This is a genomic window from Desertihabitans aurantiacus, assembly GCF_003344635.1.
Classification (GTDB): domain Bacteria; phylum Actinomycetota; class Actinomycetes; order Propionibacteriales; family Propionibacteriaceae; genus Desertihabitans; species Desertihabitans aurantiacus.
The window spans coordinates 1-11,046 of record NZ_QPKK01000127.1 but is presented as its reverse complement, the minus strand read 5'-3'; the positions used below and the strand labels follow the sequence as shown (position 1 = coordinate 11,046).

Genomic DNA, 11,046 nt, shown 5'->3' with positions numbered 1-11,046 from the left:
GGGCGCCGGCGCGGTCGAGCGCGGCGCGGACCCGCGTCAGCGGGGCACCCGGCGCGCCGAGCGCGACGTTGTCGCCGACCGTGGACGGCCAGAGATCCGGCACCTGGCCCACCCAGGCCACCCGGCGTCGCCAGGACGCGGCGTCCACCTGCTCCAGCGGTACGCCGTCGACGAGCACCGCACCGGAGGCCGGCCGCAGGTGCCCGAGCAGGGCCGTCAGCAGCGTCGACTTGCCCGACCCGCTCGGCCCGCCGAGCGCCACCACCTCACCGCGCCCGAGGGTGAGCGACAGCCCGCTGACCACCGACACGCCACCCCGGCACAAGGTCACGTCGCGGAGCTCCACCGGCGCCACCCGCCCGTCGCCGTCGTCGCGGGGTGGGTTCTGCACCGAACTCGGTGCAGAAGGCTCCCCGGTAGCGGCCGGCGCCTCGTCGAGGAGCGCGAAGGCGTGCTCGGCGGCGGCCATCCCGTCGGCGGCGTCGTGGTAGCGGGCGCCCACCTGCCGCAGCGGCAGGTACACCTCCGGAGCGAGCACGAGCACCAGCAGCCCGGTGAACAGGCTGAGCTCGCCGTCGACCAGCCGCAGGCCGATGCCCACCGCCACCAGGGCCACCGAGAGGGTGGCCAGCAGCTCGAGCACCAGCGCGGACAGGAAGGCCACCCGCAGGGTCTGCAGCGTCGCCTGCTCGTGACGCTGCTCGACCCGCCGCAGCCCGGCCACCTGGCTGCGGGCCCGGCCGAACACCTGCAGGGTGCCCAGCCCGGCCACCAGGTCGGCGAAGTGGTGCGCCAGCCGGGACTGCGCGCGCCAGCGGGCGTCCAGCCGGTCCCGGGTGACCAGACCCACCAGCACCATGAACAGCGGGATGAGCGGCAGCGTCACCACGACCACGACCAGCGAGGCGAGGTCGGCCAGCCCGATCGTCACCCCGACCACCACCGGCACCACCACGGCGAGCACCAGCTGCGGCAGGTAGCCGGAGAACCAGGCGTCCAGCGCCTCCACGCCGCGGGTCACCAGCCCGACCAGCGCGCCGCCGGAGGTGTCCGCACCGCCACCCAGCTCTCCCGGTCGGGCCAGCCGCGCGGCGAGCAGCTCCTCCCGCAGCTGGGTCTTCACCGCCGCGGACGCCCGGTGCGCTGCCCGCTGCTGGGCGGCCGCGAGCAGCCCGCGGGACGCGAGGACGCCGGCCAGCCCGAGCAGGGCCCGCGGATCGGCCGGCACGCCGCCGACCAGACCGGCGACCAGTCCGGCCAGCAGCCACGCCCCCGCCACGGTGGCCACGGCCTGCGCCGTGCCGAGGACGACCAGCAGCGCGACCGCCCCGCGGGTGGCACGGCTGCGGCGCAGCAGACGGGGGTCGACCGGTGCCCGGGAGGCCATCAACGCCTCCCGGCGGCGACCAGCTGGGCGTCGGGCATGTGCTGGGTGCCCAGCCGCTTGCGGAAGACCCAGTAGGTCCAGCACTGGTAGCCGATGACGACCGGCGTCACCACGATCGCGGCGACGGTCATGATCCCGAGCGTGTAGTCGGTGGATGAGGAGCCGCTGACGGTGAGGCTCCAGGAGGGGTCGAGCGAGGAGACCATCACCCGCGGGAAGAGCGTGGTGAACAGGGTCGCCACCAGCGCGGCGGTGGCGAGGGCCGTCCCGGTGAAGGCCCAGCCCTCCCGACCGACCCGGGCGGCGGCCAGCCCTCCGACCAGCCCGACCAGGACGAGCGCCGCCGGCACCGCGGGCCACGGGCTGGTGGCCTGACCGAGCACCGTCCAGGCGAGGAAGACGGCGGCGACCAGCACCGTCAGCAGCCCGCTCGTCAGCGCCCAGCGGCGGGCGCGGACGCGGATGTCGCCGACCGTCTTGAGCCCGACGAACAGCGCGCCGTGGGTGAGGAACAGGCTGGTGGTGAGCAGGGCGCCGAGCAGCCCGTACGGGGTCAGCACGCTGCCGACCACCTCGCCCTCGGCGTCGATCGGGACGCCGCCCACCAGGCTCGCCAGCACCAGCCCCCACAGCGCCGCGGGCACGGCCGAGCCGAGCACGATCGCCCACTCCCAGCGGCGCTGCCAGGTGAGGTCGGCGCGCTTGTGCCGGAACTCGAAGCCGACGTTGCGCACGATCAGGGCCAGCAGCACGAGCAGCATCGGCAGGTAGAAGCCGGAGAACAAGGTGGCGTACCAGTCGGGGAACGCGGCGAAGGTGGCGCCCACCGCGGTGATCAGCCACACCTCGTTGGCGTCGAAGACCGGGCCGACCGTGTTGATCATGACGCGGCGCTCGGCGCGGTCGCGGGCGGCCGGCAGCAGCATCCCGACGCCGAAGTCGAAGCCCTCGAGCACCAGGTAGCCCGTCCACAGCACGGCCACCAGGCCGAACCACAGCACCGGCAGGTCCATGATCATCTCCTCGTCAGGTCAGGTCAGTAGGCGAAGGTGAGGGGCTCGTCGTCCTCGAGCACCTTGGGCGGCGGGGCGTCGTCGAGGCCCTTGCGGATCCAGGTGAGCATCAGCCGCACCTCGACCACCGCGAGCACGGTGTAGACGGCGGTGAAGGCGAACAACGAGACGACCACCTCGAGCACGGTGGTCGAGGGCGAGACGCCGGCGGCGGTCGGCATCAGCCCGAACACCAGCCAGGGCTGGCGGCCGGTCTCGGTGAAGATCCAGCCGAAGGAGTTGGCCAGCAGTGGCAGCAGCGGGAGCACCACCAGCGCCGGCGTCGTCCACCACCCCTGCGGGACGCGGCCGCGCCGGGTGAGCCACAGCATCGCCGCGCCGACCCCCATCGCCGCGACCCCGAGCCCGATCATCAGCCGGAAGGTCCAGTAGGCCAGCGGGATGTTGGGCGCGTAGCTGCCCGGCCCCCAGGTCGCCTCGTAGGCCTCCTGCAGGTCGCGGATGCCCTCCACCTCCGCGGTCGGGTCGCCGGTGGCGAGGAAGCTCAGCAGGTAGGGCACCTTGATCGAGAACAGCTCGCGCTCGCCGTCGAGGGAGCCGATGGTGATGACGGAGAAGCTCGCCGGCTGCTCGGTCTCGTAGGCCGCCTCGGCCGCGGCCATCTTCATCGGCTGGACGTCGTACATCACCTTGGCCTGCAGGTCGCCCGAGATCAGCACCCCCAGCCCGGCGACCAGCAGCACCACCGCGCCGAGCCGCATCGCCGAGCGCCAGGTGCGGACCTCGTCCTCCTCCACCGCAACGCCGTCGGCCTGTCGACGCGTCGTCCTGAGCCCGTCGAAGGGAGCTCGGGACGACCGCAGGAGGTGCCAGCCGGCCACGGCGGCGACGAAGGCGCCGGCCACCATGAAGCAGGCGAAGATCTGGTGCGGGAAGGTGACGAGCACCACCGGGTTGGTCAGCACCGCGCCGATGTCGGTCAGCTCGGCCCGACCGCGTTCGGCGTTCACCGTGAACCCGACCGGGTTCTGCATGAACGAGTTGGCGGCCAGGATGAAGTAGGCGCTGAACACCGTGCCGATCGAGGCGAGCCAGATGGTCATCAGGTGCAGCCGGCGCGGCAGCCGGTCCCAGCCGAAGATCCACAGCCCGAGGAAGGTCGACTCCAGGAAGAAGGCGACCAGGCCCTCCAGGGCCAGCGGCGCACCGAAGATGTCGCCGACGAAGCGGGAGTACTCCGACCAGTTCAGGCCGAACTGGAACTCCTGCACGATCCCGGTGACCACACCGAGGATGAAGTTGATCAGGAAGAGCTTGCCGAAGAACCGGGTGAGCCGCAGCCACCGCTCGTTCCCGGTGCGCACCCAGACGGTCTGCATCACCGCGACCAGCGCGGACAGGCCGATCGTCAGCGGGACGAAGAAGAAGTGGTAGACGGTGGTGATCGCGAACTGCCACCGCGCGAGGTCGACGGCTTCCATGCCCTCAATCTACTACGCAACGTCGTACTACGACATGTCGTGATGCTCACACGCGCCGCGGGAAGCGGCCGACGCGGTCGGCGGACGTGAACCTGCGGAGCGGACGTCCTACACGGCGTCGTAGTAGTATCGGCGGCGTGGCGACCCTGGGTGAGCTCGAGCGAGCGGTGATGGAGCAGCTGTGGGCTGCCAACTCCGCGCTCAGTGTGCGCGAGGTGCACCAGGCGCTGGGCAGCGAGCGCGAGCTCGCCTACACCACCGTGATGACGGTGCTCGACCGCCTGGCCAAGAAGGACGTCGTGAGCCGCGAGCGGGTCGGACGGGCCTGGATGTACCGGCCGACCAGCACCCGCGAGGCGATGGTGGCCGAGGTGATGCACTCCGCCCTCGGTGAGCAGGAGGTCGACCGCAGCGCGGCGCTGATGGCCTTCGTCGACCGGGTCTCCCCCGACGAGATGGCCCTGCTGCGTGAGGCCCTCGGCCAGGTCGAGGAACGCCACAGCCCTCGACGGGACTGACCGGCCATGGGCGGCCCCCTGCTCGACCTCCCCTGGCTGCCCAGCGGCTGGCTGGTCGCGCCGGTGCTGGCCGGGCTGGCGCTGGTGCTGGTGAAGCCCGGTCCGTCCTGGGTGCGCCGGTGGGGCTTCCTGCACCTGGTGCCGCGGCCGGCGACCGTGCTCTGGCAGGCCGGCACGCTGAGCGCCCTGATCGCCACGGTCGGCGCCGGCGTGGTCGCCGCCTGGCAGCTGTGGCACCTCGGTGAAGGCCACCCGGTGGTGGCGGTGCTGATGGTGGCGGCCGCCGCCTTCGCCCTCAACGTGGTGGTGCGACTGGTCTGGGGTGTCGTCGTCGTGACCCGGCAGAGCACCACCCGGCGGATCCGGCACCGCCGCTCGGTCGACCTGCTCGCCCGGGTGGACGCCGCCGCGCCGACGGTCCGCGGGATCGCGGCCGACCGCGTCCGGGTGCTGGCCGAGGCGATGCCGATGGCCTACTGCCTGCCCGGGGTGCGCCAGTCGCGGCTGGTGGTCAGCACCGGCACCCTGGAGCAGCTGCACGGCGACGAGCTGGAGGCGGTGCTCGCCCACGAGCGGGCGCACCTGCGGGCCCGGCACGACGTCGTCCTCGACTGGTTCGCCTCGGTGCACCGCGCCTTCCCGCACGTGGTCCGCAGCGATGTCGCGCTGGACGAGGGGCGGCTGCTGGTGGAGATGCTGGCCGACGACGCGGCCCGGCGGGAGGTCGGCTCGGTGCCGGTGGCCCGTGCGCTGGTCCGGATGGCCGGCAGCCCGGTGCCGACCGAGGCCCTCGGCGCGGCCGGTCCGGGTCTGGTGGAGCGGGTGCGACGGCTGTCGGACGACCGCGAGCACCGCGCGCTGGCGGTCGCGGTCTACGCGCTGGCCGCGGTGCTGGTCGCCAGCCCGGTCGGCATCCTCGTGGTGCTCTGAGTCCGGGCCGGGGACGGGCGCGGGGCGGCCGCCAGAACCTGTCGATGGCGTCCCGACAGCCTCGATACGGGCCTGTTGGGACGCTATCGACAGCTTTCGGCGGAGCCCCCGCTCAGAGCAGGTCCTCCACGCGCTGCACCTTGGCGGTGAGCTGCCCGGTGTGCCCGGGACGGATGTCGGCCTTGAGCACCAGGCTGACCCGCGGCGAGCGCGCGGCCAGCGCGTCCACGCACTGCTTGACCACCGCCATCACCTCGTCCCACTCGCCCTCGATGTTGGTGAACATGGCGTTGGTCTCGTTGGGCAGACCGGACGCCCGGACGATGCGGACCGCCTCCGCGACGGCCTCGGACACCCCGCCGGTGTCGTCACCGGCGGCTGGGCTGATGCTGAACGCGACGAGCATGCTCCCAGCCTCCCACTCCCTCCACGGGCCGCCCCCGCCCCACCCCCCGCGAGTGTGGACGAACCGTCGGTCCGGACCCTGGGGAAGCGACGATTCCGCCACACCCGCGGCCGTGAGGAGGGCTTCGGGGTGGGTCAGGGGGCGGTGGCGGTGAGGGTGTGCTCGCCGGGCTCGAGCTGCTGCTCCTCCGCACCGGGCAGCCGGACCAGCGCGGACGTCCCCTCCGGCACGGTGACCCGGACGTCGAGCTGGCCGTCGGCGACGTCCCAGCGCACCCGGGCGAGCCCGTGCGGGGTCTCCAGCGAGGTCTCGGCCCAGGTCAGCCCGCCGCCGGGACGCGGCGCCACCAGCAGCCGCCGGTAGCCCGGTTCGAGCGCGGCCAGGCCGCCGACCACGCGGTGCACCCAGTCGGCCACCGCACCGAGGGCGTAGTGGTTGAAGCTCGTCATCTCCCCGGGGTTGATCGAGCCGTCGGGCAGCATCGAGTCCCAGCGCTCCCAGATGGTGGTCGCCCCCATCGTCACCGGGTAGAGCCACGACGGGCACTCGGTCTGCAGCAGCAGCCGGTAGGCCTCCTCGAGGTGGCCGGTGCTGCTGAGCGCGTCGGCGATGAACGGCGTCCCGGCGAACCCGGTCGAGATGTGGTAGCCGCTCTCGGCCACCAGCTCGGCCAGCCGCTTCCCGGCGCGCTCGCGGTCGGCCGGGTCGAGCAGCTCGAACACCAGCGCCAGCGAGTACACCGTGGTGCAGTCGCTCTTGACCTTGCCGTCTTGCACGTAGGCCCGGTTGAACGAGGTCCGCAGCTCATCAGCCAGGGTGGCGAACTCGGTCGCCTCCTCCGCGCGTCCCAGCACGGTGGCCGCCTCGGCCACCAGCCGGGCGCTGCGGGCGATGCAGGCGGTGGCCACCACGTAGCGGTCGGCCTTGGCCTCGGCCGGGTGGTGCGGGTCGGCGTCGGGGTCGAGCCAGTCACCGAACTGGAAGCCGCTGTCCCACAGCCCGTCCTCGGACAGCCGCGAGCGCACCCGCCGGACGTGGGCGGCCATCGACTCGAAGGTCTCGGCCAGCACCGTCGGATCGCCGTAGGCCCGGTAGACCGCCATCGGCACCCACACCGCCGCGTCGCTCCACACCGCGGTGCTGTCGACCGGCACGAAGTCGGGCGGGTTCGGCATCCGCCGGATGAGGTCGGGCACCACGTAGGGCACCAGCCCGTCCTGGTGGCGCTGCTCCAGGTCGAGGTCGCGCAGCCAGTCGCGGAGGAAGTCCTCGGCGTCGAACAGCCGGACGGCCGTGGGCGCGAAGGCGGCGATGTCACCGGTCCACCCCAGCCGCTCGTCGCGCTGCGGGCAGTCGGTGGGGACGTCGAGGAAGTTGCCCCGCATCCCCCACACCACGTTCTCGTGCAGCCGGGACAGCAGCGGCTCGGAGCAGTCGAAGTGCCCGATCCGGCGCAGGTCGGAGCTCACCACCACCGCGGTCAGCGCCTCCGGACCGATCGCGTCCACCCCGCCCGGCCAGCCGTCCACCTCGACGTAGCGGAAGCCGTGGAAGGTGAAGGTGGGTTCGAAGACGTCCGCTCCGCCCGACAGCGTGAACCGGTCCGTCGCCTGCGCCGAGCGCAGCGGACGGGTGCCGAGCTCCTCGTGCTCCAGCACCTCGGCGTGGCGCAGGGTGACCGTGCTGCCGGCCTCGCCCTGCACCCGGACCCGCACCCAGCCGACGAGGTTCTGCCCGAAGTCGACCAGCACCCGTCCCGCCGGGCTGGTCCAGACCCGCTCCGGGGACAGCTCGGTGATCCGGCGCACCGGCGGGCCGACGTAGGGCTCGAGCCGGGCCAGGTCGTGCTCGACCACCCGCACCCCCGCCCAGCCGCTGTCGTCGAAGTCGGGCTGGGTCCACCGGGGGTCGTGGCGGCGGGCGTCGATGCTCTGCCCGTCGTAGAGGGAGTCGGCCGTCGTGGGGCCGGCCGCGGCCCGCCAGGTCCCGTCCGTGCCGACCACCTGCACGTGCCCGTCGGCGAAGCGCACGGTCAGCTCGGCGATCGCCGCCAGCTGCTCGCCGTAGGGCGGGCAGCCGGGGTCCCAGCCCAGCCGGCCCCGCCACCAGCCGTCACCCAGCGCGACGGCGAGCACCGTGTCGGCGCCGTCGGCGAGCAGCCGGGTGACGTCGTGCTCGGCGTAGCGCAGCCGCCACTCGTAGGCCGACCAGCCCGGGGTGAGGACGTCCGCGGAGACCGGACGGCCACCCAGCCAGGCCTCGACCACCCCGAGCGCGGACCACCGCAGCGTCGCCGAGGCCACCTCGCCGTGCCCGGGGTCGAGCCGGACGTCGCCGCGGAGCAACGGGGCCCCGTCGAGCTCGGTGGCGGGGGTGACGAAGCGGGCGGACCAGGCGTGGGACATCGGTGCTCCTGGGACGGGGACGTCGGCGACAGCCGCCTCCCGGGACCTGCGCAGCCCCCGGTGGCCGGCTGCTGAGGATGCTAGTGGGTCCGCCGGGGCACCTGCCGCCGGCGTCGCAGATCGGTGCGCGCGGGTGGGAATGATCCACCGGAGGCACCGGTTGGACCAGGTGACCGGCACGGACCGAGTCCCCGGGCCCCAACTAGAGCCGTCGCGGAACCCGTCCGACGGGGCCGCGAGTGCGCCACCCGCCGCGAGGCGACCACCGTGCCGGTCCTTCTTCTTCCCTCCCGCAAGCAGCTCGCCCTTCGACAGGCTCAGGGCGTTGGGGGTCGGCTCAGGGCGTTGGGGGTCGCTCAGGGCGTTGGGGGTCGGCTCGGGGCGCGGGGGTCGGGGAAGCTCAGGCGGAGCGCTCGGCCCACCAGCGGCGCAGCTCGGCCTCGGCCTCCTCGGGGGTCGCCGGGCCGTGCTCCATCCGGTAGTCGAGCAGGTGCCGGTAGGCCTCGCCCACCTCCCGGCCGGGCGGCAGGCCCAGCAGGGCCATGATCTGGTTGCCGTCCAGGTCGGGGCGGATGGCCTCCAGCTCCTCCTGCTCCGCGAGCTCGCCGATGCGGCGCTCCAGGTCGTCGTAGGCCTGCCGCAGCCGGGCCGCCTTGCGCTGGTTGCGGGTGGTGCAGTCGGCCCGGGTGAGGATGTGCAGCCGCTCCAGCTGGTCCCCGGCGTCGCGGACGTAGCGGCGCACCGCGGAGTCGGTCCACTGCCCGTCGCGGTAGCCGTGGAAGCGCAGGTGCAGCTCCACCAGCCGGCTCACCGCCTTGGTCTCCTCCGCCGAGAACCGCAGCTCCTTCATCCGCTTGCGGGTCAGCTTCGCCCCGACCACGTCGTGGTGGTGGAACGACACCTTGCCGCCCGGCTCGAACCGGCGGGTGGCCGGCTTGCCGATGTCGTGCAGCAGCGCGGCGAGCCGGTTGACCAGGTCGGGACGCCGCTCCAGCCGGTGCTCCAGGTCGATCGCCTGCTCCAGCACCGTCAGGCTGTGCTGGTAGACGTCCTTGTGCCGGTGGTGCTCGTCGCGCTCCAGCCGCAGCGCCGGCAGCTCGGGCAGCACCCGGTCGGCGATCCCGGTGCGCACCAGCAGGTCCAGACCCGCGCGCGGTGAGGACGTCAGCAGCAGCTTGGTCAGCTCGTCGCGGACCCGCTCGGCGGAGATGATCTCGATCCGGTCCGCCATCGCCGTCATCGCCGCCGCCACGTCCTCGCTGACGGTGAAGCCGAGCTGGCTGGCGAAGCGGGCCGCCCGCATCATCCGCAGCGGGTCGTCGCTGAACGACTGCTCGGCCGTCCCCGGGGTGCGGATCACGCCGGCGGCCAGGTCGTCCAGACCGTCGTGAGGGTCGACGAAGGTGCCGCCGGGGACGGTGACGTCGATCGCCATCGCGTTGATGCGGAAGTCGCGGCGCACCAGGTCCTCGGTCAGCGAGTCGCCGAACGAGACCTCGGGCTTGCGGCTGTCGGAGCGGTAGGCGTCGCTGCGGAAGGTGGTCACCTCGACCACCCACTCCTCCACCCCCGCCCCCGGGACGGCGGCCTCGACCTTGCAGCCGATGGTCCCGAAGGCCTTGCCCACCGTCCACACCGCGGAGCCGAACCCGCGCAGCAGCCGCTCGATGTCGTCCGGCCGCGCGGAGGTGGTGAGGTCGAGGTCGTGGCCGAGCTGGCCCAGCAGGGCGTCGCGGACCGATCCGCCGACGAGGTAGAGCTCGTGGCCGGCGTCGGCGAAGAGGCGTCCCAGACGCCCCACCACCGGCGTGATCCGCAGCATCTCGCCGACGGCGTTCGACTGGGCTTGGTTCAGGCTGGGCACGACCGTCCAGACTACCGAGCACGGCCGTCGGAGGCGATCCGCCGGCCGGCACCGGCCGCGCGGGAGCACCGCCGGGCCGGACGCCGACCGTAGGATGACCGGGTGACCGCTCCGCCACCGCGCCGACCCCGGCTGCGGGGTGTGGCGACCCGGTGCGCGCTGGCGCTGGTGCTGCTGACCGTCCTGCTCGGGGCGCTGCCGCCCGCACCGGCCGCGGTCGCCGCCGAGCCGCAGGAGGTGTCGCTGCGGTTGGAGGCCGTCACCCCGGGCGTGCTGGACGCCGCCGGCGACACCGCTCTCACCCTGCGCGGCACGGCGACCAACACCCGGGAGACGCCGGTGCGCAACCTGCAGCTGATGCTGTGGCGCGACCAGGGCACCCTCTACACCGCCGAGGACCAGCTCTCCGACCTGGCGCTGGCCCCGGCCACGCTGCCGGTCGGCGCCCGCGTGTTCGAGGTGGAGACCGCCTACACCACCGACCTGCCGCCGGTGCTCCAACCCGGGCAGAGCGTGCCGTTCGAGCTGAGCGCCACCGTCGACCAGCTGGGGCTGCCGGCCGGCACCGGCGCCGCGCTGGTCGGCGTGCACGCCCGGGAGAGCGGCAGCCAGACGGTCGGCCGGGTCCGCACCCTGGTGCCGGTGGTCGACACCGGGCCCGACCCCGTCGACCTCGTCTCGGTGGTGCAGCTGGACGCCGCCCCGTCCCGGCTCGCGCCCGACCTCTTCGCCGACGACGGCCTGGGCCGCGACCTCACCGACGGCGGCCGCCTCGACACCCTGCTCACCAGCGCCTCCCGCGACGGGGTGAGCTGGGCGGTCGACCCGCTGCTGGTCGCCGAGGTCGCCGACCTCGCCGACGGCTACCGGGTGGCCGGCGAGGAGGAACGGCCCGGGGAGCACGCCGAGGCGGCCCGGCGGTGGCTGTCCCGGCTGGAGGCGCTGCCGGCCGGGACCGGCTACCGGCTGCCCTGGGGCACCCCCGACCTGCTCGCGGTCGCCGCGCACGACGACCCCGCCCTCGCCGACGCGGTGGTCGCCG

9 protein-coding genes are annotated in these 11,046 nt (G+C 73.8%); 3 read left to right on the top strand and 6 right to left on the bottom strand.

Features of this window, described 5'->3' with window-relative positions; all coding sequences use genetic code 11:
• The 3 genes from cydD to DVA66_RS11435 form a co-directional block, all read right to left on the bottom strand.
• Positions 1-1,387 (bottom strand): thiol reductant ABC exporter subunit CydD (gene cydD, locus DVA66_RS11445; RefSeq protein ID WP_114560204.1); only part of this gene is annotated, 1,387 nt, incomplete at its 3' end.
• A complete protein-coding gene (gene cydB / locus DVA66_RS11440; RefSeq protein ID WP_114560206.1) occupies positions 1,387-2,400 on the bottom strand; it encodes a cytochrome d ubiquinol oxidase subunit II in 1,014 nt (337 codons plus the stop codon). The genes cydD and cydB, both read right to left, overlap by 1 nt.
• Positions 2,401-2,423: 23 nt before the next feature.
• Positions 2,424-3,881 carry a cytochrome ubiquinol oxidase subunit I gene (locus DVA66_RS11435; protein ID WP_114560203.1) on the bottom strand — a complete coding sequence of 486 codons (1,458 nt, stop codon included), beginning with the start codon at positions 3,879-3,881 and terminating at the stop codon, positions 2,424-2,426.
• Positions 3,882-4,018: 137 nt separating this feature from the next.
• Between DVA66_RS11435 and DVA66_RS11430 the strand changes: the two genes are divergently transcribed.
• Both DVA66_RS11430 and DVA66_RS21935 read left to right on the top strand, forming a co-directional pair.
• Positions 4,019-4,399 carry a BlaI/MecI/CopY family transcriptional regulator gene (locus DVA66_RS11430; RefSeq protein ID WP_114560202.1) on the top strand — a complete coding sequence of 127 codons (381 nt, stop codon included), beginning with the start codon at positions 4,019-4,021 and terminating at the stop codon, positions 4,397-4,399.
• A 6-nt stretch (positions 4,400-4,405) separates the two neighbouring features.
• A complete protein-coding gene (locus tag DVA66_RS21935) occupies positions 4,406-5,329 on the top strand; it encodes a M56 family metallopeptidase (RefSeq protein WP_114560201.1) in 924 nt (307 codons plus the stop codon).
• A gap of 112 nt (positions 5,330-5,441) precedes the next feature.
• On the opposite strand, the gene DVA66_RS11420 is transcribed toward DVA66_RS21935, so the two are convergent.
• The 3 genes from DVA66_RS11420 to DVA66_RS11410 all read right to left on the bottom strand — a co-directional run bounded on the left by DVA66_RS11420 (position 5,442) and on the right by DVA66_RS11410 (position 9,962).
• The gene (locus tag DVA66_RS11420; protein WP_114125854.1) at positions 5,442-5,735 is read right to left on the bottom strand and encodes a thiamine-binding protein; all 294 of its coding nucleotides are present in this window, start codon (positions 5,733-5,735) and stop codon (positions 5,442-5,444) included.
• Positions 5,736-5,869: 134 nt separating this feature from the next.
• Positions 5,870-8,140, bottom strand: a complete 2,271-nt coding sequence (locus DVA66_RS11415; protein WP_114560200.1) for a family 78 glycoside hydrolase catalytic domain — start codon at positions 8,138-8,140, stop codon at positions 5,870-5,872.
• Between the two features lie 400 nt (positions 8,141-8,540).
• Positions 8,541-9,962, bottom strand: a complete 1,422-nt coding sequence (locus DVA66_RS11410; protein WP_114560205.1) for a CCA tRNA nucleotidyltransferase — start codon at positions 9,960-9,962, stop codon at positions 8,541-8,543.
• Positions 9,963-10,106: 144 nt separating this feature from the next.
• Between DVA66_RS11410 and DVA66_RS11405 the strand changes: the two genes are divergently transcribed.
• On the top strand, positions 10,107-11,046 hold a 940-nt coding region (locus DVA66_RS11405; RefSeq protein WP_408608907.1), incomplete at its 3' end, for a hypothetical protein.

Bases quoted from the DNA above. Each gene is read 5' to 3' on its own strand.
- cydB (WP_114560206.1), bottom strand. From the start codon at position 2,400: ATGGACCTGCCGGTGCTGTGGTTCGGCCTGGTGGCCGTGCTGTGGACG.
- DVA66_RS11435 (WP_114560203.1), bottom strand. From the start codon at position 3,881: ATGGAAGCCGTCGACCTCGCGCGGTGGCAGTTCGCGATCACCACCGTC.
- DVA66_RS21935 (WP_114560201.1), top strand. From the start codon at position 4,406: ATGGGCGGCCCCCTGCTCGACCTCCCCTGGCTGCCCAGCGGCTGGCTG.
- DVA66_RS11420 (WP_114125854.1), bottom strand. From the start codon at position 5,735: ATGCTCGTCGCGTTCAGCATCAGCCCAGCCGCCGGTGACGACACCGGC.
- DVA66_RS11415 (WP_114560200.1), bottom strand. From the start codon at position 8,140: ATGTCCCACGCCTGGTCCGCCCGCTTCGTCACCCCCGCCACCGAGCTC.
- DVA66_RS11410 (WP_114560205.1), bottom strand. From the start codon at position 9,962: ATGCTGCGGATCACGCCGGTGGTGGGGCGTCTGGGACGCCTCTTCGCC.